The sequence below is a fragment of the Qipengyuania psychrotolerans genome, from assembly GCF_019711355.1.
GTDB classification, from domain to species: Bacteria; Pseudomonadota; Alphaproteobacteria; order Sphingomonadales; family Sphingomonadaceae; genus Qipengyuania; species Qipengyuania psychrotolerans.
In genome coordinates, this window is record NZ_CP081297.1 from 2,005,001 (window position 1) to 2,029,408 (window position 24,408).

General features: G+C 58.9%; 23 protein-coding genes, 2 tRNA genes and 2 rRNA genes (1 of these 27 running past the window's edge). 12 read left to right on the plus strand and 15 right to left on the minus strand.

All coding sequences use genetic code 11. From position 1 onward, the window contains the following. The 4 genes from K3166_RS09830 to K3166_RS09845 form a co-directional block, all read right to left on the minus strand. A 23S ribosomal RNA gene (locus K3166_RS09830) occupies positions 1 to 2,552 on the minus strand; it reaches 257 nt to the left of the window's first position. 263 nt (positions 2,553 to 2,815) lie between these two features. After that, positions 2,816 to 2,891, minus strand: a tRNA-Ala gene (locus tag K3166_RS09835). A 17-nt stretch (positions 2,892 to 2,908) separates the two neighbouring features. Then, positions 2,909 to 2,985: transfer RNA gene (locus tag K3166_RS09840), tRNA-Ile, on the minus strand. Between the two features lie 205 nt (positions 2,986 to 3,190). Continuing rightward, a 16S ribosomal RNA gene (locus tag K3166_RS09845) occupies positions 3,191 to 4,679 on the minus strand. The 16S and 23S rRNA genes sit together here with 2 tRNA genes alongside, the layout of an rRNA operon. A 588-nt stretch (positions 4,680 to 5,267) precedes the next feature. On the opposite strand from K3166_RS09845, the gene K3166_RS09850 reads away from it, so the two are divergent. From K3166_RS09850 to K3166_RS09865, 4 genes are all read left to right on the plus strand, one after another. Then, positions 5,268 to 6,380, plus strand: coding sequence for an aspartyl protease family protein (locus K3166_RS09850; protein WP_247714604.1), 1,113 nt, complete (start codon positions 5,268 to 5,270; stop codon positions 6,378 to 6,380). A gap of 38 nt (positions 6,381 to 6,418) precedes the next feature. Next, entirely contained in the window at positions 6,419 to 8,233 is a 1,815-nt protein-coding gene (locus K3166_RS09855) for an ABCB family ABC transporter ATP-binding protein/permease (protein WP_221422068.1), read from the plus strand. Between the two features lie 113 nt (positions 8,234 to 8,346). Beyond that, on the plus strand, positions 8,347 to 9,852 hold the full coding sequence (locus K3166_RS09860; protein WP_221422069.1) for a SulP family inorganic anion transporter: 1,506 nt from the start codon (positions 8,347 to 8,349) through the stop codon (positions 9,850 to 9,852). An 84-nt stretch (positions 9,853 to 9,936) separates the two neighbouring features. Continuing rightward, entirely contained in the window at positions 9,937 to 10,296 is a 360-nt protein-coding gene (locus K3166_RS09865; protein WP_221422070.1) for a hypothetical protein, read from the plus strand. A 92-nt stretch (positions 10,297 to 10,388) separates the two neighbouring features. On the opposite strand, the gene K3166_RS09870 is transcribed toward K3166_RS09865, so the two are convergent. From K3166_RS09870 to K3166_RS09885, 4 genes are read right to left on the minus strand one after another with little or no spacing between them, the layout of a single operon-like run. Beyond that, entirely contained in the window at positions 10,389 to 10,796 is a 408-nt protein-coding gene (locus tag K3166_RS09870; protein ID WP_247714605.1) for an ACT domain-containing protein, read from the minus strand. Continuing rightward, positions 10,793 to 12,091, minus strand: coding sequence for an ATP-dependent protease ATPase subunit HslU (hslU, locus tag K3166_RS09875; RefSeq protein WP_221422071.1), 1,299 nt, complete (start codon positions 12,089 to 12,091; stop codon positions 10,793 to 10,795). The genes K3166_RS09870 and hslU overlap by 4 nt, the downstream gene beginning before the upstream one ends. An 8-nt stretch (positions 12,092 to 12,099) precedes the next feature. Then, a complete protein-coding gene (gene hslV / locus K3166_RS09880) occupies positions 12,100 to 12,660 on the minus strand; it encodes an ATP-dependent protease subunit HslV (protein ID WP_282098798.1) in 561 nt (186 codons plus the stop codon). Between the two features lie 50 nt (positions 12,661 to 12,710). Beyond that, positions 12,711 to 13,184, minus strand: a complete 474-nt coding sequence (locus K3166_RS09885) for an outer membrane protein assembly factor BamE (protein WP_221422072.1) — start codon at positions 13,182 to 13,184, stop codon at positions 12,711 to 12,713. A gap of 172 nt (positions 13,185 to 13,356) precedes the next feature. Between K3166_RS09885 and K3166_RS09890 the strand changes: the two genes are divergently transcribed. Both K3166_RS09890 and K3166_RS09895 read left to right on the plus strand, forming a co-directional pair. Continuing rightward, positions 13,357 to 13,875, plus strand: a complete 519-nt coding sequence (locus K3166_RS09890; protein WP_221422073.1) for a ubiquinol-cytochrome C chaperone family protein — start codon at positions 13,357 to 13,359, stop codon at positions 13,873 to 13,875. Further along, on the plus strand, positions 13,872 to 14,399 hold the full coding sequence (locus K3166_RS09895; RefSeq protein ID WP_221422074.1) for a YceD family protein: 528 nt from the start codon (positions 13,872 to 13,874) through the stop codon (positions 14,397 to 14,399). The genes K3166_RS09890 and K3166_RS09895 overlap by 4 nt, the downstream gene beginning before the upstream one ends. Positions 14,400 to 14,441: 42 nt before the next feature. Here the strand turns inward: K3166_RS09895 and ssb are convergent, their stop codons facing one another. The 5 genes from ssb to K3166_RS09920 form a co-directional block, all read right to left on the minus strand. Continuing rightward, entirely contained in the window at positions 14,442 to 14,978 is a 537-nt protein-coding gene (gene ssb / locus K3166_RS09900; RefSeq protein WP_221422075.1) for a single-stranded DNA-binding protein, read from the minus strand. 88 nt (positions 14,979 to 15,066) lie between these two features. Beyond that, on the minus strand, positions 15,067 to 16,914 hold the full coding sequence (gene feoB / locus K3166_RS09905; RefSeq protein ID WP_221422076.1) for a ferrous iron transporter B: 1,848 nt from the start codon (positions 16,912 to 16,914) through the stop codon (positions 15,067 to 15,069). Continuing rightward, entirely contained in the window at positions 16,911 to 17,150 is a 240-nt protein-coding gene (locus K3166_RS09910; protein ID WP_221422077.1) for a FeoA family protein, read from the minus strand. Before K3166_RS09910 ends, feoB begins: the two co-directional genes overlap by 4 nt. 54 nt (positions 17,151 to 17,204) lie before the next feature. Beyond that, complete coding sequence (locus K3166_RS09915; protein ID WP_221422078.1) at positions 17,205 to 17,879, minus strand: COQ9 family protein; 675 nt, start codon at positions 17,877 to 17,879, stop codon at positions 17,205 to 17,207. Then, positions 17,879 to 18,490 carry an ankyrin repeat domain-containing protein gene (locus K3166_RS09920; protein ID WP_247714606.1) on the minus strand — a complete coding sequence of 204 codons (612 nt, stop codon included), beginning with the start codon at positions 18,488 to 18,490 and terminating at the stop codon, positions 17,879 to 17,881. Before K3166_RS09920 ends, K3166_RS09915 begins: the two co-directional genes overlap by 1 nt. A gap of 85 nt (positions 18,491 to 18,575) precedes the next feature. On the opposite strand from K3166_RS09920, the gene K3166_RS09925 reads away from it, so the two are divergent. Genes K3166_RS09925 through K3166_RS09950 form a run of 6 tightly spaced genes read left to right on the plus strand, consistent with a single transcriptional unit; the run spans position 18,576 to position 22,413 of the window. Then, positions 18,576 to 19,157 (plus strand): SCO family protein, encoded by a 582-nt coding sequence (locus K3166_RS09925; protein ID WP_247714607.1) that lies wholly within the window; start codon positions 18,576 to 18,578, stop codon positions 19,155 to 19,157. Further along, complete coding sequence (locus K3166_RS09930) at positions 19,145 to 19,603, plus strand: YcgN family cysteine cluster protein (protein ID WP_221422080.1); 459 nt, start codon at positions 19,145 to 19,147, stop codon at positions 19,601 to 19,603. Before K3166_RS09925 ends, K3166_RS09930 begins: the two co-directional genes overlap by 13 nt. Next, positions 19,600 to 20,322 carry a M48 family metallopeptidase gene (locus K3166_RS09935; RefSeq protein WP_221422081.1) on the plus strand — a complete coding sequence of 241 codons (723 nt, stop codon included), beginning with the start codon at positions 19,600 to 19,602 and terminating at the stop codon, positions 20,320 to 20,322. The genes K3166_RS09930 and K3166_RS09935 overlap by 4 nt, the downstream gene beginning before the upstream one ends. 32 nt (positions 20,323 to 20,354) lie before the next feature. Continuing rightward, positions 20,355 to 20,825 (plus strand): hypothetical protein, encoded by a 471-nt coding sequence (locus K3166_RS09940; protein ID WP_221422082.1) that lies wholly within the window; start codon positions 20,355 to 20,357, stop codon positions 20,823 to 20,825. Continuing rightward, entirely contained in the window at positions 20,797 to 21,792 is a 996-nt protein-coding gene (gene ribD, locus K3166_RS09945) for a bifunctional diaminohydroxyphosphoribosylaminopyrimidine deaminase/5-amino-6-(5-phosphoribosylamino)uracil reductase RibD (protein WP_221422083.1), read from the plus strand. The genes K3166_RS09940 and ribD overlap by 29 nt, the downstream gene beginning before the upstream one ends. Positions 21,793 to 21,795: 3 nt before the next feature. Further along, positions 21,796 to 22,413, plus strand: coding sequence for a riboflavin synthase (locus K3166_RS09950; RefSeq protein WP_221422084.1), 618 nt, complete (start codon positions 21,796 to 21,798; stop codon positions 22,411 to 22,413). A gap of 131 nt (positions 22,414 to 22,544) precedes the next feature. Here K3166_RS09950 and K3166_RS09955 read toward each other — a convergent pair whose 3' ends face one another. Beyond that, positions 22,545 to 23,474 (minus strand): OmpA family protein, encoded by a 930-nt coding sequence (locus tag K3166_RS09955; RefSeq protein WP_221422085.1) that lies wholly within the window; start codon positions 23,472 to 23,474, stop codon positions 22,545 to 22,547. 391 nt (positions 23,475 to 23,865) lie between these two features. Beyond that, on the minus strand, positions 23,866 to 24,405 hold the full coding sequence (locus tag K3166_RS09960; RefSeq protein WP_221422086.1) for a GNAT family N-acetyltransferase: 540 nt from the start codon (positions 24,403 to 24,405) through the stop codon (positions 23,866 to 23,868). Positions 24,406 to 24,408: the final 3 nt, after the last annotated feature.

A 24,408-nucleotide genomic window follows, 5' to 3' on the forward strand; every position in this document is an offset into this window, starting at 1 on the left:
CCCACGGCAGATAGGGACCAAACTGTCTCGCGACGTTCTGAACCCAGCTCACGTACCACTTTAATTGGCGAACAGCCAAACCCTTGGGACCTGCTCCAGCCCCAGGATGTGATGAGCCGACATCGAGGTGCCAAACGATTCCGTCGATATGAGCTCTTGGGAATCATCAGCCTGTTATCCCCGGCGTACCTTTTATCCGTTGAGCGATGGCCCTTCCACGAGGGACCACCGGATCACTATGACCGACTTTCGTCTCTGCTCGACTCGTCAGTCTCGCAGTCAGGCATGCTTATGCCATTGCACTCTTGCAGACGGTTTCCAACCGTCCTGAGCATACCATCGCGCGCCTCCGTTACTCTTTAGGAGGCGACCGCCCCAGTCAAACTACCCGCCATAGAGGGTCCCTGATCCGGATAACGGATCTAGGTTAGACATCAGAAAACAACAGGGTGGTATTTCACAGGTTGGCTCCACAAGGACTGGCGCCCAAGTTTCAAAGCCTCCCACCTATTCTACACAATTCTTTCCTAATGCCACTCTAAAGCTGCAGTAAAGGTGCACGGGGTCTTTCCGTCTAACCGCGGGTACTCCGCATCTTCACGGAGAATTCAATTTCGCTGAGCATATCCTGGAGACAGTGGGGAAGTCGTTACGCCATTCGTGCAGGTCGGAACTTACCCGACAAGGAATTTCGCTACCTTAGGACCGTTATAGTTACGGCCGCCGTTTACTCGGGCTTCAATTCGGAGCTTGCACTCCTCCTCTTAACCTTCGAGCACCGGGCAGGCGTCACACCCTATACGTCGTCTTGAAGCCGACTTAGCAGAGTGCTGTGTTTTTGCTAAACAGTCGCTACCCCCTGGCCTGTGCCCCCTCCACACTACTTGCGTAATGAGAGGGCCTCCTTCTTCCGAAGGTACGGAGGCAATTTGCCGAGTTCCTTCAGGATACTTCTCTCAAGCGCCTTGGTATACTCTACCTGACCACCTGTGTCGGTTTCGGGTACGGTCTATATTGAAGAGGCTATTTCCTGGAACAGCTTGGCTGCCCTCTCAATCCAATAAGAGAGAACAACTTCCACCATCCGTCACACATCTTCAGGCCCACGAATATTTACGTGGTTCCCATCGACTACCCCCTTCGGGCTCGTCTTAGGGGCCGGCTAACCCTACGCTGATTAGCATTGCGTAGGAACCCTTGGTCTTTCGGCGACAGGGTATCTCACCCTGTTTGTCGCTACTCATGTCAGCATTCGCACTTCCGATACGTCCAGAGTCGGTTACCCTTCTCCTTCACTCGCTTACGGAACGCTCCGCTACCGCTCAGAATAAATTCTGAACCCTAAGCTTCGGTGCATATCTTTAGCCCCGTTACATCTTCGCCGCAGGAACCCTTATTTAGACCAGTGAGCTGTTACGCTTTCTTTAAAGGATGGCTGCTTCTAAGCCAACCTCCTGGTTGTTTTGGGATTCCCACATGCTTTCCCACTTAGATATGACTTGGGGACCTTAGCTGTAGGTTAGGGCTGTTTCCCTTTTGACGACGGACCTTAGCACCCGCCGTCTGTCTGCTGGACAAGACTCGATGGTATTCGGAGTTTGGTTAGGTTTGGTACCGCTCGCGCAGCCCTAGCCCATCCAGTGCTCTACCCCCATCGGCATACATCCAACGCTCTACCTCAATAGATTTCGCGGAGAACCAGCTATTTCCCGGCTTGATTGGCCTTTCACCCCTAAACACAGCTCATCCGAGAATTTTTCAACATTCACCGGTTCGGTCCTCCAGTGCATGTTACTGCACCTTCAACCTGGCCATGCCTAGATCGCCGGGGTTCGGGTCTAATCCATCATACTCAGTCGCCCTATTCAGACTCGCTTTCGCTGCGCCTACACCTAACGGCTTAAGCTTGCATGGTAGATTAAGTCACTGACCCATTATGCAAGAGGTACGCTGTCACCCCCTATGGGGCTCCAACTGCTTGTAAGCATCCGGTTTCAGGTACTGTTTCACTCCCCTAATCGGGGTGCTTTTCACCTTTCCCTCACGGTACTGTGTTCGCTATCGGTCATGTGCGAGTATTTAGGCTTGGAGGGTGGTCCCCCCATGTTCAGACAGGATTTCACGTGTCCCGCCCTACTCAAGTCTTCTTCGATCATTTTTACGTACGGGGCTGTCACCCGCTATGGCCACTCTTTCCAAAGTGTTCCGCTAATTTACGAAGAAGCACTGGCCTGGTCCCGGTTCGCTCGCCACTACTACGGGAATCTCTGTTGATGTCTTTTCCTCCGGGTACTGAGATGTTTCAGTTCCCCGGGTTCGCTTCACCAAGTCTATTTTATTCAACTCGGTGATACCCTATCCACCTCTTTCCGAACCAGGTCCAATCCGAAGATTGGGCTGATACGAAAGGAAATGGTGAGGGTGGGTTTCCCCATTCGGAAATCGCCGGATCAAAGATTGCTCACATCTCCCCGACGCTTATCGCAGCGTGCCACGTCCTTCATCGCCTGCACATGCCAAGGCATCCACCAAATGCTCTTACCTCACGCTTGAGAATCCACACCATCAACGACAAACCTGCATAAAAGTTTGAAGTCTAACGATAGTGAGGAAGATATCTCAGCCAGATAATCATTTTGATTGATCTTGTTGTGATGCATAAATCGCGCTGATCTGCCCGAAGGCAAACCTTGCAATCCATGCGCCACGGCATCGATTTAAAAACCCATTCACAATGTCAAAGAGCGGCGACCGAAGTCACCTAACCGCCAAACGCGGTATTCGTTTTCGTTTCATCTATCGGATTGCTTATACCTGGTGGAGCCTATCGGGATCGAACCGATGACCCCCTGCTTGCAAAGCAGGTGCTCTCCCAGCTGAGCTAAGGCCCCGTAAGACCAGGTAAACATGGTAGGCCCGAGTGGATTTGAACCACCGACCTCACCCTTATCAGGGGTGCGCTCTAACCAACTGAGCTACGGGCCTATGCGCCAGCGCGGGCCTCCTTTCCCAATAAAGAAAAGGCACGGCCGCGGGCGGCGTAAGCCAGCTCAGGCAAACAGCAACTCACAAGACTAGCCTGTGAGGCTGTATCCGATTGATGAAAGGACATGAGGACGACGGCAGTGTTCTTTGAAAAGGTGCGAAGCATTCCAACGGCTAGCGCTGGCGCTTTCGTACCAATCCTTAGAAAGGAGGTGATCCAGCCGCAGGTTCCCCTACGGCTACCTTGTTACGACTTCACCCCAGTCGCTGAACCCACCGTGGTTGGCTGCCTCCAGTAAACTGGTTAGCGCACCACCTTCGGGTGAATCCAACTCCCATGGTGTGACGGGCGGTGTGTACAAGGCCTGGGAACGTATTCACCGCGGCATGCTGATCCGCGATTACTAGCGATTCCGCCTTCATGCTCTCGAGTTGCAGAGAACAATCCGAACTGAGATATCTTTTGGAGATTAGCTAACCCTCGCGGGATCGCTGCTCACTGTAGATACCATTGTAGCACGTGTGTAGCCCAGCCTGTAAGGGCCATGAGGACTTGACGTCATCCCCACCTTCCTCCGGCTTATCACCGGCAGTTTCCTTAAAGTGCCCAACTAAATGATGGCAACTAAGGATGAGGGTTGCGCTCGTTGCGGGACTTAACCCAACATCTCACGACACGAGCTGACGACAGCCATGCAGCACCTGTCACTAGGTCCCCGAAGGGAAGAAATCTGTCTCCAGAAGTCGTCCTAGGATGTCAAAGGCTGGTAAGGTTCTGCGCGTTGCTTCGAATTAAACCACATGCTCCACCGCTTGTGCAGGCCCCCGTCAATTCCTTTGAGTTTTAATCTTGCGACCGTACTCCCCAGGCGGATAACTTAATGCGTTAGCTGCGCCACCCAAGCTCTATGAGCCCGGACAGCTAGTTATCATCGTTTACGGCGTGGACTACCAGGGTATCTAATCCTGTTTGCTCCCCACGCTTTCGCACCTCAGCGTCAATAATTGTCCAGTAAGTCGCCTTCGCCACTGGTGTTCTTCCGAATATCTACGAATTTCACCTCTACACTCGGAATTCCACTTACCTCTCCAATATTCTAGCTTTCCAGTTTCAAAGGCAGTTCCAGGGTTGAGCCCTGGGATTTCACCTCTGACTTAAAAAGCCGCCTACGCGCGCTTTACGCCCAGTAATTCCGAACAACGCTAGCTCCCTCCGTATTACCGCGGCTGCTGGCACGGAGTTAGCCGGAGCTTATTCTCCAGGTACTGTCATTATCATCCCTGGTAAAAGAGCTTTACAACCCTAAGGCCTTCATCACTCACGCGGCATTGCTGGATCAGGCTTTCGCCCATTGTCCAATATTCCCCACTGCTGCCTCCCGTAGGAGTCTGGGCCGTGTCTCAGTCCCAGTGTGGCTGATCATCCTCTCAGACCAGCTATAGATCGTCGACTTGGTAGGCCATTACCCCACCAACTATCTAATCTAACGCGGGCCCATCTAAAGGCGATAAATCTTTGGTCCGAAGACATTATCCGGTATTAGCAGTCATTTCTAACTGTTATTCCGAACCTAAAGGCAGGTTCCCACGCGTTACGCACCCGTGCGCCACTAACCCCGAAGGGTTCGTTCGACTTGCATGTGTTAGGCATGCCGCCAGCGTTCGTTCTGAGCCAGGATCAAACTCTCAAGTTTGTGTCACATACTAAACAAGCACGGGGAAAACCCCGCTGACCTGCTTGGCATGAGCTTCAAGGAGCCGATAACCTGCTGTCAAACGTAATGGATACGAATGAACATGCATCACCAATGCCAGGCGTGGTGCCCGACAAAGATGTGGCAATCGGCATAAATTAACCGGTATCCGGAGCCTTGAGGTCCCCGGACCGGGCGCCGTCGCCCACATGTCCCTTCATCAAAAACTAACAATGTCAAAGAACCACCAGACAGTCTTAGCGGACAGCGATTGGTTCCCCGATTTACACCGAGGGAACCGGCTGTCCGTTTATGTTGGCGACCAATGCAGCTGACGGTGAATGCCGTCATCGCCGCGTCGGTGAGGGCCAAATAGGCGGAGGCCGAGATTCGGTCAACACCCTTTTGCAATTTTATTTCAAGTTCTTTGCAAAACGGCGTAAATCTGCGGGCTTCCACGCTTCATCAGCTGAACTGAATATGGGGCTCAGGGAGGTGAATTCAAGGGCGGCTTGGCAAAGCCAGGCGAGGACTGCCTATCCCACGGCAAAATCAGGCCTGCTTTCCGGTGCATGCCGGGAGTCATCCATGCGTGATCGCATGACCGGCGATTCTGATCCTGCCTGGAAGTCGGGCGATATCTACCAGCGACTTTGGTCCATCCGCTCGCGCGTGGTAAAGATATGTCTGAAATGGAGATTGGCCATGGCCGGATACTTCGCCCTACCCTCAGCCCTGCTTCTGGCGGGCGCTTCACCGCTGCAAGCCGATCAGGGATTGCAGTTCACCGAAGCGCCTGCGCCGGATGCCCCAGACAGCGAGGAAATCCCGGTCGATGAATTCCAGCTCGACCGCGATCGCTATGAACGGCTGACCGTCGCGGTCATGATCGATGGCAAGGGGCCGTTCCGCTTCTTCATAGATACCGGCTCGCAATCCACGGTTGTTACGAACTCGGTGACTGATGCGCTGCAGCTTAAACCCAATGGCAGCGCGACATTGGTAGCGATGGGCTCCAGCCGCACAGTGGAAACTGTCGAACTCGATGGGCTCGAGTTTGCAGACAGGTCCTTCAACGGCCTCGTGACACCCCTGCTTCGAAGCCAGCATATAGGGGCCGATGGAATTCTCGGTCTCGACAGCTTGCAGGATTTGCGGGTTGCCATGGACTTCAAGGAAGACCGGATCGCGGTCGCCGACGCAGAGGCGCTGGGCGGTAACAAGGGCTACGACATTATCGTACGGGCACGGAACAAGCTGGGCCGCATGATTATCGCCGATGCGAAAGTCGATGGCATCCGGACGGCGGTCATCATCGATACTGGCGCTCAGTACTCGTTCGGCAACCCCGCTCTTCTCAAACGTATGGAGCGACGTCTGCGGATGCGTGACCGTAACGAGCTACTCACATCTGACGTGCATGGGCAGATGATGCGCAGCAACCTGTCACGCGCTCGCGAGATCGTGATCGGCGGTGCAACCATAACCGAGGCCCAGATCGGCTTTGCCGACAGCCCCGCGTTTCATGCGCTGGGGTATACCGATAAGCCTGCCCTGATCCTCGGTATGCAAAACCTGTCGTTGTTCGAGCGGGTCGCGATCGATTTTTCCAGCAGGCGTATCCTGTTCGATCTGCCACCCGACGCCAGCTCCAGCTCGTTATTGCAGAAGCGTTTCTTCCCGTCCCGCTTCGGAGGCTAAGCTTGCCGAGAGGCATGGCGCGCACCACATAACGCGCCATGCCTCCCGACACGATTACATCCGACCAGAAGCAGGACGCCGATAGCTGGGCGACGCTCAAGCGTTTCCTCCCCTATTTATGGCCGAAGAATAATCCGCTGCTCCGGCGCCGGATCGTGATCGCAATGTTTCTGGTGCTGCTGGCCAAGGGCACGGTGTTAGCCCTCCCCTTCGCTTACAAGAACGCCGTGGATGCAATGTCCAGCCCGGCCAACGAGGCGGCGATGGTCGCTATGGCACTTGTGCTGGCTTATGGTCTGGGACGATTTGCCGGCACTGCCTTCGACAATCTTCGCAATATCGTTTTCGAGCGCGTCGGTCAGGAAGCCACCCGTCACTTGGCCGAAGATGTCTTCCGCCGCCTGCACCGCCTGTCTCTGCGCTTCCACCTGTCGCGCCGCACGGGCGAGGTAACCAAAATTATCGAGCGCGGAACCAAGAGCATCGATTCCATGCTCTATTTCTTGCTCTTCAACATTGCTCCGACAGTGCTCGAACTGATCGCGGTCGGGATCATCTTCTACATCAATTTCGGATGGGGGCTCGTCGCCGCAACGGCCTTCACCGTCGTTGCCTATATAGTGGTGACGCGCCAGATCACCGAATGGCGCACGAAGCTGCGCCGCGACATGAACGATCTCGACGGCCTTGCCCTGTCCCGCGCGGTCGACAGCCTGCTGAATTACGAAACCGTCAAATACTTCGGCGCAGAGCGCCGCGAAGAAGCGCGCTATGCCAAGGCTGCACGCGCATATAGCGAAGCCGCCATCAAGTCCGACGGTTCGCTAGGCATGCTCAATATCGCGCAGTCCTTCATTACGAATGCGCTGATGGCCGGCGCGATGGCCTATACAGTATGGGGTTGGAGCAAAGGCGAGCTGACGGTGGGCGATCTGGTGTTCGTGAACACCTATCTGATGCAGCTCTTCCGTCCGCTCGATCTGTTGGGCTGGGTCTACCGCACGATCCGGCAGGGCCTGGTCGACATGGCCGCCATGTTCGATCTGATCGACACCAATGTAGAGGTAGCGGACAAACCGGGCGCGCCGGCGTTGATCGTGGACCGCCCCTCCATCGTCTTCGAGAATGTCGATTTCGGATACGACAAGGAGCGCACTATCCTGCGCAATCTGTCGTTCGAGGTTCCCGCCGGAAGTCATGTCGCGATCGTCGGTCCATCCGGAGCAGGCAAGAGTACGATCGCAAGATTGCTGTTCCGTTTCTATGATCCCCAAGGTGGCCGCATCCTGATCGACGGCCAGGATATTGCCGAGGTCACCCAGGAAAGTCTGCGCGCTAAGATCGGTATCGTCCCGCAAGACAGCGTGCTGTTCAACGACACCATTGGCTACAACATCTCCTATGGCCGCGAAGGTGCGAGCGAAGAGGAAATTCTGGAAGCCGCCAGGGATTCGGCGATCCTTCCCTTCATCAAGCGCTTGCCCGACGGCTTTGACACCGAAGTCGGTGAGCGCGGGCTCAAGCTTTCGGGAGGCGAGAAGCAGCGGGTCGCCATTGCACGCACGCTGGTAAAGAACCCGCCGATCCTGCTGCTCGACGAGGCGACCAGTGCGCTTGATACCCGCACCGAACAGGATATCCTTCGCACACTCAACCGGGTGAGCAAGGACCGCACGACGCTGGCAATTGCGCATCGCCTCTCGACCATCGCCAAGGCCGACCAGATCCTGGTCCTCGATCACGGCCAGCTGGCGGAAAGCGGGACACATAGCGAATTGCAGGCAGCCAGGGGGCTCTACGCAGAAATGTGGGCGCGGCAGGCTGAGGAGCGACAGGAAGAAGCGCCCGCCTAATCACCAGTCAGGGCGGAGGGGTTGTGTTGCATTGCAGCATGGGCCAATGGAAGAGGCAAATCTGAGGCGCGAGCGTTCTTGTGCCTTTTCCATTCTAAGAACGGATAGACCGCATGCTCGACCGCAGCGCCATCAAACGCGACTGGTTCTCCAACATCCGCGCCGACATCCTAGCCGGGATCGTCGTGGCGCTGGCCCTTATCCCTGAAGCGATCGGATTTTCGATCATCGCAGGTGTAGACCCGCGTGTCGGCCTCTATGCCTCGGTTGCCATCGCGATGGTCATTGCCTTTACCGGCGGACGTCCGGGCATGATCTCTGCGGCCACAGCTGCAGTTGCTGTCGTCGTGGTGCCATTGGTACGCGATCACGGTGTCGAATACCTGTTTGCCGCAACGATCCTCATGGGGATTTTCCAGGGCATCGCTGCACTCCTTCGCCTCGACCTGCTGATGCAATTTGTCTCGCGCTCGGTCATCACCGGTTTCGTTAATGCACTGGCGATCCTGATCTTCATGGCGCAGCTGCCTCAGCTCGATCCGACTGCAGCCGGCATCGGCTGGATGACCTATGCCATGGTCATTGCCGGTTTGGCGATGATCTACATCATTCCAAGGTTCACTACCGCCATCCCGAGCCCGCTGATCGCAATCATCGTGCTGACCATCCTGACAATCTGGCTGGATGCGCCGGTGAACACTGTTTCCGATATGGGCGAGCTACCCGAAGGCCTGCCCTACTTCGTGCTGCCCGATGTGCCGCTGACGTGGGAAACTTTGCGGATCATTGCGCCCTATGCCGCCACCATGGCAGCGGTCGGCCTGCTGGAATCGCTGCTGACTGCGCAGATCGTGGACGACATGACGCACACCGGTTCGAACAAGCGCCGCGAAAGTGCGGGCCAAGGCATTGCCAATGTGGTTGCCGCGATGTTTGGCGGCATGGGCGGCTGTGCGATGATCGGCCAGTCGGTCATCAACGTGACCAGCGGCGGGCGCGGACGGCTTTCGACCTTTACGGCTGGCCTTTCCCTGCTGATCCTGCTGGCCGCGCTTGGCGATCTGGTTGGTCAGGTACCGATGCCGGCGCTGGTGGCGATCATGATCATGGTCTCGATCGGCACCTTCTCATGGAACTCGATTCCCAACATTGGGAAGCATCCCTGGCAGTCGAGCGTTGTCATGCTCGCGACCGTCGTCGTCGTGGTGGCAACACATAATCTCGCGCTGGGCGTGCTGGCCGGAGTGATCCTTTCGGGCGCCTTCTTCACTCACAAGGTGATGAACATGTTCGAAGTGGTCCGCGAGCGCAAAGGCGATACTGCGGTATACCGCGCCAAGGGCCAGATCTTCTACGCCAGTGTCGAACGTTTCGAGGCGGCACTTGGCCCTGAAAGCATTATGCCCGACCCGGCTGATCATGTGATCATCGATGTCCGCAAGGCGCATTTCTGGGATATCTCGGCCATCGCTGCTTTGGACAAGGTTGTGGAGCGGATGCGCCGCAATGGCCGCAGCGTGCAGGTGCGCGGGCTCAATCGGGCGAGCAGCGACTTGGTCGACAAGTTCGCGCTGACCGACAAAACCGGCGTCGAAATCGGGCTCGCGCCTCATCCGTAAGCGGACAGGCAGCTTTTGGGTGGAAAGCTGACAACTCTAGAATTTGCTATTCCCTCCGACGTAGCGATGGCTACAGTCACTACGATGAAGAAAGTCATAGAAGACCTTCAGGCGATGTATCGCTTCGAGTTCTCGAAGTGTGGTTGGGGAGGCGATCCAGGTAAAGAATTTGTCGAGTTCTGGCGCAACGATTTCGGCCTAGGTCAGATCGATTTCCTAGATCAGTTGGGAGAGGGTTTGGTCGGCGCCTTTCTATCCGGTTTGGAAGATGCAGACTTTTTCAGTTGGGCAGTGAACAACCTATACGCGGCATGGTGCGAGAGCGACGCAAAGACAGCACCGGCGGAATTTGATCGTATCTACTTGGCTCTTGACGATGTTGACTGGGCCAACGACCCAGACGCCAGTTTGCGCAAAGTTATGATGGACTTGGGGTATGCTTAAATCTCGGAGGTGCGGTCGTTGAATGTCCGCAATCGGGTCGTTAGCCGCCGTACACTAATGTCCGCTTTTGGGAGACGACTGATTCTCGCAAGTCAAGTCGCGGACGCCGAAAGCTCTTGCAAGACATCAAGCGCCTCCTCACCCTTCCTGGCAGGCACGAAGGCGTGGTCGTGGTGCAAGGCGGCGACCATGTTGCAGGCGATACCGGCCTCGGCCAGCGCACTTGCCACGGCGGCGGTCAGCCCTACCCCTTCCAGGTCGGAATAAACCTCGAGGGTAATGCGGGCCATATCGGGGCCGCCGACATCGGCCTGATCGGCAATTGCCGCAGGGACAATGGCCGACACGCCCTCGTCTTCCCGGAATGTCGCTATCGCCGCGCCAAGCAATTGCGGCGCGTTCGAAGGCTCTATCTGCACATAGCGATACCGGTCCGGGTCCAGCCGCGGCGATAGCTGTTCAAGCATCGCGGCCAGGTCACGGACCGTATCACGGCTCACAGGATATACTTGCTGAGGTCGCTGTCGCCCGCCAGATCGTCGAGGCGTTCGCTGACATAGGCGGCATCCACGGTAATCGTCTCACCTTTATGGTCTTCCGCCTCGAAGCTGATGTCTTCGAGCAAGCGCTCCATCACGGTCTGCAGGCGGCGGGCGCCGATATTCTCGACACTCTCGTTCACCTGCGCCGCGATCTTCGCGACCTGCCTGATGGCATCATCAGTGATGTCGAGTGTGACGTCCTCGGTCCCAATCAGCGCCTTGTACTGCTGTACAAGGTTGGCGCGGGTTTCGGTGAGGATGCGCACGAAGTCTTCTTCGGTCAGGGCGCGCAACTCGACGCGGATCGGCAGGCGGCCCTGCAGTTCGGGGAGCATGTCGGACGGCTTGGCGACATGGAACGCGCCGCTCGCGATGAAGAGCACGTGATCGGTTTTCATCGGACCGTATTTGGTCGCAATGGTGGTGCCTTCGATCAGCGGCAGCAAATCGCGCTGCACGCCTTCACGGCTGACTGACCCGCCGCGAACATCGCTGACTGCGATCTTGTCGATCTCGTCGAGGAATACGATGCCATTGGTTTCGGCATTTTCCAGCGCAACGCGGTTCACGTCGTCCTGGTCCATGCGTCGTTCGGCTTCTTCTTCGACCAGCTTGTCCCAAGCGTCGGGAACCTTGAGCTTGCGGCGTTTGGTCGGGGCCCTGCCCATCGCCTTGCCCAGCATATCGGACAGGTCGATCATGCCGACATTGCCCGGCATCCCGGGAATTTCCATATTGCTGGTCGGCTGGTCCTTCACGTCGATTTCGACTTCGGTGTCGTTCATCGCATTCTGGACGATCCGCTCGCGGAAAGCCTCGCGCGTCGCTTCGCTTGCGTTTTCTCCGACAAGCGCATTGAGCAGCCGGTCCATCGCGGCTTGGCTGGCCGTTTCGCGCACAGCCTCGCGGCGGCGCTCTTTCTCCAACCGGATTGCTTCTTCCACCAGGTCGCGCGCGATCTGTTCCACATCGCGGCCAACATAGCCGACTTCGGTGAACTTGGTCGCCTCGATCTTCACGAACGGGGCCTCTGCCAGCTTCGCCAGGCGGCGGCTGATTTCGGTCTTACCGCACCCCGTGGGGCCGATCATTAGGATATTCTTGGGCGTGACCTCGTCACGCAGATCCGCGTCGAGCCGCTGGCGGCGCCAGCGATTGCGCAAGGCTACGGCAACCGCGCGCTTGGCATCTTTCTGGCCGATGATGTGCTCGTCGAGCGACGCGACGATCGCCTTGGGGGTCAAATTGTCCATGAACTCTCTCAAACCGTCTCGACGGTTACATTACCATTGGTGAAGACACAGATGTCCGCGGCCACCTGCATGGCTTTGCGCGCGATTACTTCGGGGTCTTCTTCATATTCCGCGATCGCCTTGGCAGCAGCCAGTGCGTAATTGCCGCCCGACCCGATCGCCGTGATGCCGCCTTCGGGTTCCAGCACGTCACCATTCCCAGTGAGCACCAACAGGTTCTCTTCATCGGCGACGATCATCAGGGCTTCGAGGTTGCGCAGATATTTGTCGGTGCGCCAATCCTTGGTCAGTTCGACCGCGGCGCGTAGCAATTGGCCGTTATACTGTTCAAGCTTCTTTTCGAGCCGCTCGAACAGGGTGAAGGCATCGGCCGTTGCACCGGCGAACCCGGCAACGACCTTGCCGCCTTCGCCGATCCGGCGAACCTTCCGTGCATTGGGTTTCATCACCGTATTGCCCATGGAGACTTGGCCGTCCCCGGCAATTACGGTGCGGCCGGCCTTGCGGACGCCGATAATGGTGGTGCCGTGCCACTGGACCAGGCCGTGGCGATTATCTTGATCACTCATACGGCGCGATATGGGGTGTGCTACTGGCGGATCAAGCCGGTGCCGAGACCCTAGCCGCCGGGACCGCCGCCCTGCCCGCCAAGGCCTGGCTGTCCGACGGTTCCGATATTGCCGAACAGGTCTTCGAGGAAGCTGCGCTCCCGGCCCAAGGTGGGCGTTTCGTCACCATCGGGGGTCAGGTAGACCACCTGGTCAAGACCGCTGCGATCAGCAGAGACCACATTGCCCGAAGCATCGAATTTGACCGCGAGCACCTGGTGTTCCTGGATGCGCGGGCGCACGAACGGCTTGCGGCCGCTCGTGCTCGACACGTAATACCACGTCGGATCACCGAATTGGCTGGTGAAAGTCGGACGGCCCAGCGTTGCGGCAACGCTGCGCTCGTTATCTATGCCCGGCTGGACCGTGTTCAGCAGGATATTGTCGACGATGTACCCCCGCGGCTCCCGAATCGAGGTGCAGGCAGTGGTTGAAAGGCCCGCTGCGAGGATTGCAGCGATACCGAAAATCTTGGACCTGTTCATGGGAACAGCGTGTCTCCATCCTTGCGGCGCGCTTGGCCTCTTCGCCAGCGCATCCTATATGCGGTCCACGCCCTAAACCGGCAAAGCCTGCCTTGCAACGTGCGTGTCGCGAAGCGGTGGGGATGGCGGCTTTAATTGCCGCTGAACAACAATAAAGAAAGCGCCCTGATCCATGTCCTTTTTCTCCCGCCTGTTCGGCACCCAGCAAGACCCGCGAGAAGAGTGGCGATCCCTCTGGCACCGCATAGTGGAAGAAGCGCGCGATCCCGACTGGTACCGGATGTGCGGCGTCGCCGACACAGTTGAAGGGCGGTTCGATATGGTCACCCTTATGCTCAGCCTTGTCCTTCTGCGCATGGAAAAGGACGAAGAGCTAGCCCCCGACACAGCCTTGCTGACCGAGCTTTTCGTCGAGGATATGGAAGGCCAACTGCGCGAAGCAGGCATCGGCGATCCCACTGTCGGCAAGAAAATCGGCAACCTCATGAGCACCATGGGCGGCCGGCTGGGTGCCTATCGCTCAGCCCTCGCCGATGAAGACCGCGTCGCGTTGGCTGCTGCCCTGAAGCGCAATGTCACCATGGCGCAGGAAGATGAGGCCGAAGCCTTGGGAGAACGGATGATCAGGCTCGACAAACGCCTTTCGCGCACGAGCGCGGATCAGCTGCGTGCCGGAGAATTCGAAGGATGAGCGCGCCCGAACTGTCACGCATGATCAAGCCCAAGGCGCTTCCGACTGGCCCGTTGCTTATCGAGGCTAGTGAAACCGAACGCGAGGCACTGGCGAAGCGTTTCGGAGTGACTTCCCTGCCTTCCCTCACTGCCAGTGTTTCATTTGGCGAAAAAGAGGGCGCGGTTGTCGCCAAGGGCCACCTCGATGCTGTCATCGAACAGCCATGCGCCGTGAGCCGTGACGATATCACCTATGAAGCTCACGAAGAATTTGATCTGCGCTTCGTGCCGGAAGGTCCAGAGACCGTGCACGCGCCGGACGAAGAATTCGAGCTGAGCCTCGAAGACCTCGACACAATTGAATACGACGGCGACGCGTTCGATATCGGCGAGGCCATTGCCCAGACCCTCGGCCTGGCAGTCGACCCCTATCGTGAAGGCCCCAATGCAGATCGCATCCGCGCAGAGAAGAGTATCGAAAGCGACGAAGAACAAGCGCCGAGCGGGCCGCTGGCCGAGGCGTTGGCGAAGCTCAAAAAATAAGGGCCGCTCAATGGCGGCCCTTTGTGGTTGGAGATGTTCCGATCAGAACGGGATATCGTCGTCGAGATCGTCATAGTTGGATCCGCCGCCGCCTTGCGAAGCGCCGCCTGACGATGAACCGCCGCCCTGGTTCCAGCCGCCTCCGCCGCCTGATCCACCGGACGCACCGCCGCTTTGGTCATAGCTTCCGCCGCCGCGATTTCCGCCGCCACCGCCGCCGCCGCCTGATGCGCCGTCGAGCATGGTGAGCGAGCCGTTCATGCCGCGGATCACGACTTCGGTCGAATAGCGGTCATTGCCGGACTGGTCCTGCCATTTACGGGTCTGGAGCTGGCCTTCGACGTAGACTTTCGAACCCTTGCGCAGGAAGCGTTCAACGACGCCTACGAGGCCTTCCGAGAAAATGGCGACCGTGTGCCATTCGGTACGCTCCTGGCGTTCACCCGTGTTCTTGTCTTTCCACGTTTCGCTCGTGGCGATGCGCAGGTTTGCGACCTTGCCGCCGTTCTGGAAGCTGCGGATTTCAGGGTCTGCGCCCAGGTTTCCGATCAACATGACTTTATTGAGGCTACCGGCCATCGAATCGTTCCTTAGTAAGTGTTGCAGGTGGCCTATCGGATGGGCGCGAGGCGTTCCAGAGGATAACCATCCGTGTCCACACGCGTAACTAGAGTCCGGCCGAAACTGCAATCCAATAGGTCAGCCCGGCTGATATCCATGCCAGCGCGAAGAGATAGACGACCATTACGATGGGCCATTTCCATCCATTGGTCTCTCGTCGGGCGACTGCGATGGTCGAAAGGCACTGAGGCGCAAACACGAACCACGCGAGGAAGGCCAATGCAGTCGGCAAACTCCACAATGCGGCGATTTTGGCAGTGACACCCTCGGCCGCGAGATCTTCGTCCTCGGCATCGACGGCATAGGTGGTTGCCAGCGCCGAAACCGCGACTTCACGAGCGGCGAGAGCCGGGATGATCGCAAGGCTCATTTCGCGGTTGAAACCGACCGGTTCGAGAACCGGATGTAGCGTATCCGCAACTGCGCCAGCGAGACTTGCATCGAGCTGGCTTTCACCTGGTTCCGCCGTGGGAAAGGACAGCAGGACCCAAAGGGCGATGGTGGCGACGAAAATGATCGTACCGGCGCGGCGCAGGAACACCCATGCGCGCTGCCACAGGCCGATGGCCAGATCCTTGATACGCGGCAATTGGTAGCGCGGCAGCTCCATGATGAAGCCCGACGCCGCACCCTTCGTCACCGTGCTGCGCAGCACCAGTGCGACGACCATGGCCCCCACGATGCCCGCAACATAGAGCGCAAAGAGGACGAGGCCTTGCAAGCCAATGCCTGGGCCGACACTGGTCTGGGGGATGACCGCAGCGATAACGACCGCATAGACCGGAAGGCGGGCCGAACAGGTCATCAGGGGCGCGATCAGGATCGTCGTCAGCCTGTCCTTGGGATCGGAAATCGAGCGGGTCGCCATGATGCCGGGAATGGCACACGCGAAGCTCGACAGCAGAGGGATGAAGCTGCGGCCCGAAAGCCCGACCAGCGCCATCAGGCGGTCCATCAGGAACGCGGCGCGTGCCATATATCCGCTCGCCTCCATCACCAGGATGAAGAAGAACAGGATCACGATTTGCGGGAGGAACACGACCACCGATCCAACGCCCGCAAGGACGCCTTCGGTAAGGAAGTCCCTAAGCAATCCAGCGGGCAAGGTGTCAGCGACGCCTTGCGAAAGTACAGCAACGCCGCCCTCCAGCGCATCAGCGAAGGGAGTGGCCCATGCAAACACGGCCTGAAATACGATGAACAGCAAGCCGAACAGGATAATCGGCCCGATCCACGGATTGAGAAGTACGCGGTCGACACCGTTCTCGACCGTGTGGCGCGTCGATTTCGACAATACTGCCCCGCGTGTGATGTGCTTGGCAGTCAGACGGCGTTCGGGCAGCGTCAGATGCCAGCGCTTACGCGTTTCTTCATCGGCATGGGTTTCAGCTTCGGCGATCGCCTCGCTCAATTCCACAAGGCCCCGGCGCCGCACAGCCACCGTCGGAACCACCGGCACGCCAAGCGCTTCGGAAAGCGCCTCCGGATCAAGCGTCAATCCATCACGCTCGGCCAGATCGATCATGTTGAGAGCAACTACCGTAGGCCGCCCGAGTTCGAGCACTTCCTGCGCGAAGACCAGGTGCTGCTCCAGATTGGCAGCGTCCAGCACGAGGATCAGGACGTCGGGCGCGTCTTCACTTTCGAACGCACCCTGCACGACGTCGCGGGTGACCGCTTCGTCAGGGCTGGCAGCGTCGAAGCTGTAAGAGCCCGGAAGATCGAGCAGTTCGACAGGCTCGCCGTTGGGCAAGGTCAAGCGGCCAGCTTTTCGCTCTACCGTGACACCGGCGTAATTCGCGATCTTCTGACGCGCGCCGGTCAGTGCGTTGAACAGTGCGGATTTACCCGAATTGGGATTACCGACGAGCGCTGCAGTCCGCTTCCGGCTCATAGCGCCTCAACCTCGATCGCGCGGGCATGAACGCGCCGCAGGGCGATTGTCATCGCGCCAAGCCGCAGGGCAAGTGGGTCGCGTCCGCCGAACACACCGCGGTGGATGACGGCGATTTCAGCGCCCTCGTCCACGCCAAGGGCCTTCAGCCGCTTGCCTTCATCTTCGGCAAGACTGTCCCAATCCACGGCGAGAATACGCGCCGGTTTTCCGCTGTCAAAGGCGTCCAAAGTCATGCTGCCAGCCCTGTCAGAGCAAACAGCTAATTGCAACTGGTTATCAATAGCGTTTTAGCGTGCAGGGTAACGCAATCGGCCAAGGAAGCGCGACACGCTGAAAGTTTCTCGGTCGGGGTTCAGCCATTTGGCCTTCACCTTCTCGAACTTCATGACGCCTTCGATTCGCCGGTCGAGGAAGGCCCGGGTTTCCGCCTTGCCCTCGCTTTCGTCTTCCACGAAAACCGCCAAAGTCGCCCCGTATAGCGAAGCGAGTATGGCGCGCTTGGTATAGTGATTATAGTCGGTCGCCGTATCCCCGGCGAGCCGCCACATCAAATCCGCAGTCTGCCAACCGCGCTTGGCCGAAGAAGGCGCGTTTTGCGGCATTGCCATGATCGCAATGGCCCGGCGCAGAGCTTCTTCCTGGCCGGCGACTGCATCGAGCCGGAACTGGACCAGGCTGCGGATCCGTTCGCGGATTTTCATCTGCGCTACTTTCTCTTCCGGGAAAGCCGCTGCCATGGCCATGTCGACTGCCTCGATCCAGGCGAACACCATGTCGAGGGCGCCGCCTTTGAATGCCAGCCGCGCCACGTCGATATCTGCGCCCATCTGGTCGGCCGCCATTTCCAGCGCCGCATCGCTCCACCCGTCGAAGATCGCAGCATCCGCAATCGCGGGCGCAAGCGCGAGCCGCAATTCGTCGAGCGTCAGGTCAGCGATATCGGGTGCCACGGCATCAGCCATCAGCTGGGCCCGTATGTTTCTGGCTCATCGGCCTTGGCGCTCTCGGCCTTTTCGATGGCGGCCATCACCTTGCTATCAGGCCCCATGAGCATCGCGTAATCGCGCGCGGTCCGGCCCGAGTTATCAGTCTTTTCCAGATTGGCGCCGTTTTCGACGAAGAGTTCGATCATCGCCAGGTCGCGGCGGTGGATCGCGCTCATCAGCGGCGTTTCGCCTGCCACATTCGAAACGTCGATCTCCGCGCCGGCCTTGATCAGGCGTTCGACACCTTCGATAAATCCGAGCTGCGAGGCGATCTGAAGTGGCGTGGTACCGTTCTTGTCCGCAATGTTCGGATTCGCGCCGCGCTGCAGCAGGAACCGCACCCAGGTGATATCGCGGCGCTGAACCACGGCGTGCAGTGCAGTTTCGCCGGTACCGATATCGCGCGCATTGACGATAGTGCTGCCCGGCTCATCCAAAAGCTTTGTCGCGACATCGCCATCACGGTCGCGCACGGCCTTGATGAACTTCCAGCCGTCGGATTGCTGCTGAGCGGCAAGCGGGCTTGCCAGCATTGCCGCGATACCCATGGCGAGGGTCAGGAAACGAGCGACCGGATTTACACGCACCTTTGGAGAACTCCCGAAAATTCGTCTGAGAACAGTCTGACTGCCCTTGAATGCAGGCGCTTAGCAGACCATGAACCGCTCTGTCATGCCCTACAAAATTTCCGCCTTGATGGCTGCCCTCCTTTTGACTGCCTGTGACCCTGGCCCGGCGGAGCAACCGCCACTGGCAGGCGCGGCAATCGGAGGCGAATTTACCCTCACCAGCGAAGATAATACCAAGGTCAGCTGGAGCGATTTCGATGGGCAATATCGCACGATATATTTCGGCTATGCGTTCTGCCCCGACGTTTGCCCGACAGATGTCCAGCGCGCGATGGCCGGCCTGAAACTCTTTGAACAAAGCGCTCCCGAGTTGGCGGCGAAGATCCAGCCGCTGTTTGTCACCATTGACCCGGCACGCGACACACCTGAAGTCGTGGGCGAATTTACAGATGCGTTTCATCCGCGCCTGATCGGGCTCACCGGCTCGGAAGAAGACGTCAAAGCGGTTGCTGACAAGTTCGCAGTCTACTTCTCGCGCGGAGAAGATAGCGAGGCGGGCGGCTATCTGATGGATCACACCAATATCACCTTCCTCTTCGCCCCCGATGGCCAGCCACTGGCGATGCTGCCCACCGATCAGGGGCCAGAAGCCGTCGAGGCGGAACTGGAAAAATGGGTTCGCTGAGGGACCGATTCTGGGAGCTTCCCCTCGCGAAGCTGAAGCAGGAAGAATGGGAAGCGCTGTGCGACGGATGCGGCAGGTGCTGCCTGCACAAGGTCGAGTATGAAGATACCGGCGATATCGAAGAAACGAATGTCGCCTGCACATTGCTCGATTGCCAGACCGCGCAATGCCGCGATTACAAAAACCGCAAAGCTTTCGTGCCTGACTGCCTGCGTCTGACGCTCAAGCTGGTCGATACGGTGCCATGGCTTCCGGACAGCTGCGCCTACCGCCTCCGCGCCGAAGGGCAGCCGCTCCGGGATTGGCATTACCTCATATCAGGTGACCGCGAAGCAGTGATCCACGCTGGTGTGTCGGTCGCAGGCCGCGTCATAAGCGAAGACGATGCAGGCCCTCTGGAACACCACATCGTCGACTGGAGCGACGGCGAGGAGGAACCGGCGTGATTGAATGGCTGCGCAAGGAAGCACAGTCGCCGCAAATCGAACTGTCCGGACGTCCGGTTCCGATCGAGGTCAAGCGGCACCCGAAAGCCAAGCGGCTGACGCTGCGCCTTGCCCCAGACGGCAGCGCCGTGCGCATCACAATGCCGAAATGGTCCGCCACGAAAGAAGCGATCGCATTTGCGCACACGCGCACTGCCTGGCTCGAGGCCCAGCTCGCCAAGGTCCCGCAGATCCGGAACCCCGTCACCAGCGGAGAGCTGCCATTTCTCGGCAGAGACCTTGCGATCGACTGGCGCGAGGATGCCCCGCGCAAGCCAAAACTCGCAGCAGATACCCTGACAATCGGCGGCCCGCAGGACACTCTTGAAAAGCGTCTGATCCGTTGGCTGGAAAACGAGGCTCAGCAGCACTTCGAAGGTGATGCGGCATTCTATTGTGAGCGTGCCCGCTTGCCCGCAGCTTCCGTCAAGCTCACCCGGGCCAAGCGGAGATGGGGGAGTTGTTCGAGCGAGGGCGTCCTGCGCCTCAACTGGCGTCTGATCATGGCACCCGATTTCGTCCGCCGATCGGTTGTCGCCCACGAAGTCGCGCATCTGGTCCATTTCGACCATAGCCCGGCCTTCCACGATCTGCTGGATCGCTTGTACGAAGGCGATATCGGCAGGCCGAACCGCTGGCTTTCGCAGCATGGCCGAACACTTTACGCCAGCTTCGGCTAGCGCAAAGCCGCGCCCGCTACTATCTCTTGCCCATGCGCTATTTCCGACGAGTAAACCCGGTTGGCGGGATTTCCGATTTCTGGGACTATATCCGCCAGCCCCAGCCCTATCGCTTCGCATTTCTCGCAGCGTCGATCTTGTCGTGCGTGGGGCTGATTTCGATCCTGACGCATGAGCAGGGTTTCACCACGCCCGAACCGCCTGAAGTCGAATACATCCGTACATTTCCCGAAGACCGGACGGACGAAGAAATTCGCCAGTCCAACATCGAGAACCAGCGCCGCAAGGAAGAGCGCCAGGCGATAATCGAGAAATTCGAGCAGGATAAGCGCGACCTGTACCGCCGGGTAGGTGCTGCGACAGGCATCGACACGAGCGCGGCCGAAGCCGAGGCCGAAGCCGAGCGCGCCGCTGCCGAACAGGCAGAGCGGGAGCGGCTGGAACGCCTCTTCGGCGAACAGGCCCAATCAACGGATGGTCCGGTTGCAAGCCAGGCCGACTGACGCGGACTGGCTCGCTGCCGCAGCGCGCCTCGCTGCGCGGGGCAGGCCGATGTCGCGCCCCAACCCTGCGGTCGGCTGCATCATCGTGAAAGACGGTGTGGTCGTCGGGCGCGGCTGGACCGATGTGGGCGGGAGGCCGCATGCCGAGGCAGCCGCTTTGGTCCAGGCGGGTGAGCGCGCCAGGGGCGCCACCGCCTATGTGACGCTCGAGCCATGTGCACACACCTCGCCGCGGGGCCCATCATGTGCTGACTTGCTGGTCGGGGCGAAAATTGCGCGCGTCGTTATCGGCAGCCAAGACCCCGATCCGCGAACTGCCGGCAGCGGCATCGAACGGCTCAAATCAGCCGGCATTGAGACGCAAGTGCTGGCTTCGAAAGAGGTCGATGCGAGCCTGATCGGGTACCTGACCCGCGCTCGTTATTCCCGGCCATTCGTAACGCTCAAGCTGGCGCTTTCGCTGGATGGATGCATCGCGCTGGCCAATGGTGAGAGCCAATGGATCACCGGCGAAGAAGCACGCGCGCACGTCCATTCACGCCGCGCGATGCAGGACGCAATCCTTGTCGGCGGAGGCACCTGGAGAGCGGATCAGCCCCGCCTCGACGTCAGGTTACCGGGGCTTGAGAATCGCAGCCCGCGCCGCATCGTCCTGACCCGCGGCGTTGCCCCGGACGGCGTGACCATCATCAATCAGCCGTCTCAAATCTCTCGCTTCGACGACCTCCAGTACCTCTATGTCGAAGGCGGCGCACAGACCGCGGCCAGCTTCCTTTCCGATGACCTTGTCGACCGGCTCGAGATTTACCGGGCGCCCATCGTGATTGGCGGCGGAAAGCCGGCTCTCGGCGACATCGGCCTGGCATCGCTGGCCCGCGCTCACGGGCGCTGGGAAGAGGTGGAAAACCGCCAACTTGGCAGCGACCGCTTCACCGCCTATCGCCGCACGCGAAACGAAGAAGGATAAGGCATGTTCACCGGTATCGTCACGGCCATCGGGACCATCGAGAATGTCGAGAAGCGGCAGGATACGCGGGTCACTGTGGCCTGCCCATTCGACCCTGACGGGATCGATATTGGCGCCTCGATCGCTTGCTCCGGCGTGTGCCTCACTGTCGTGGAGCTGGCGGGGGAAGCTGGCGCGGCGCGCATTGGGTTCGACGTCTCGGACGAAACCCTCCAGCGCACGGTGCGAGCCATGTGGAGCGAGGGGCGCAGGCTCAACCTGGAACCAGCCCTGCGCCTCGGCGACGAACTTGGCGGGCATCTCGTGACAGGGCACGTCGATACGGTCGGAGAAGTCGTAGCTGCTCGCAATGTCGGCGGATCCACCATGCTCGCTATCCGCATCTCGCGCGAATTTGCTCCGTTCGTGGCCGAAAAGGGCTCGATTACGGTCGACGGTGTTTCGCTCACGGTCAACGATGTGCGCGACCGCACTGACGGTTCGTGCGACTTCGCGCTCAACATCATCCCACACACGGGCGAGGTGACAACGCTGGGCAGCCTGAAAGAAGGCGACACCGTCAATCTCGAGATCGATGTGCTGGCACGCTATCTCAAGCGCATGCAGAGCCTGCAGGGCTAAGGCCAGCGCAAACGCGAGATCAACTCAGCTAAGCTGGGAGCCCGCTCGCTCTCCCGGATACATACAACAAAAAAAGCGGGGCAGGCCCTTCGGCCCGCCCCGCTTTCAATTCTCCCGTCGTGCGGCTGGTCTTAGATGCCGTCGACGCTCTTGCTGACGAGGATATTGACCGACACGCGGCGGTTCTGTGCCTTGCCTGCAGCGGTGCTGTTGTCTGCCAGCGGATCAGATTCGGCCATACCCGTCGGGGTCAGCATACGCCACGGTTCCCACTTGCACTGCTGCTGGAGGAAGTTGACCACGCGGCCAGCACGCTTTTCGCTCAGCGTCTGGTTGTAATCCTGGCTGCCGTCGGAATCGGTGTAACCGACAACCAGCAGAAGGGCGTTGTCCATCGCGTTGGCATCGCTCGCCGCTTCGCACAGTTCACGCTCTGCAGACGGCGAGAGGTTCCACTTGGCAGTGTCGAAATAGACGTTCGTGGTGCCCTTGATGTTGTACTTGTCGATATCGCCCATGCGGCCGCGCAGAGATTCTGCGAGTTCTGCGTTGGCATCGATATCGGTGCGCTGTTCGGCGAACTGCTGCGAGGTTCCGTTGCGGATCATCGCGGCGGTTTCGAGGTTCTTGCTCTTCAGCTTGATGTCCGTCGCCAGAAGACCGCGGTTACCCCACTGGACCGTCTCGACCGTTACCGGCAGACCGTTCAGGAGCGATTCCGCACCCAGTTCCTTGCTGCTCAGACCAAGAAAGCCGCCAGTGCTGCGGATTTCCGTGCCCGGGCTTACGACAACAACGGTGTTGGACCCGTCGACCGTGGTAACCTGCATACGGTTGCCGTTACGGGCCGAAATGAAGCCTTCGAGTTCCGGGCCTTCAGGCATTTCCGAGAAATCGCTCGGCGCGGCGCCGACGACGGTGGTCAGGACATCTTCTTCTGCTGCCTGCTCGGGGGCTTCCCCAACCGGACGCAGTTCCTGAGCCGAAAGGCTGCCGGACGTAGTCATCGACAACGCAGCAAGAATTAACAGACCTTTGGGCTGCTTGGAAATGGTAGTCATTTTAGTACTCCTTCAAACTTAAATAGCCGGCCCCGCGCGATCACCACATATCGTCCGTGCGCCCCGGTTGTGGCGTTCCCGGCTATCGGAAATCCATTTATTTCGATGTACACGTTGCGCGGTCATTGTGCCGCCCGTCAACGCCATGGATGTAGCCCACTGTTCAGCAGCACCTTTCTGTCAGGTGAACATTGCGGGCGAGTCCCCAGCAGGAGGGGGCAATTCGGTCAGAGGGTGCGATGAACCGTTTAATTTGGCGCTTACAGATCACGTAAACGCGTCGGAAACCGGCGGTCAAAAATGGCCGAAAAGCGCCAATTGTAACCCTTGCGACTCGGCTGCAACCTGCCTTGCGGGTGCCTGAAGTCCGCCTGCGCCGCGGCTTCAAACGTTATGTAAGCGGCCCCTGCGTGAAGCCTTCGCGGGTGATTTCGTAAACAAGATGGACCACGCGCTTGCCTTGATAGCGCTCCAGTTCGTATCGTTCCGAACGCACCGCACCGATGGCTTCCAGAGCATTGCGGGAACGGTAATTCGTGTCGCCCACGCGGAATTCCACCAGGGCGACCTGATCGAATGCATGAGCAAGCGCCGCGCGCTTTAGTTCGGTATTGTAGCCCTTCCCCCAGCACGCCCGCTCCAGAAAGGTCCAGCCGATTTCGACGACGCCGCCTTCTTGCGGATCGTACTTGTCATAGCGGGTCGATCCCACGATGCGGTCCTGGTCCTTGCGGATCACCGCAAGGGCGCCGCCGCTGGCTAGCCCTTCATCGAAAAAGGGGTCGAACACCTCGCGCCGCCACCGGTCATGGATGGGATGCTGCTCCCAGACCATCGGATCGGAGGCTACTTCATAGAGCGCTTCGCGATCGTCTTCCTTCAGCGGCCGCACCAGCAACCGCTCGGTCTCGAGGGTCGGCTGACGGTCCATGCG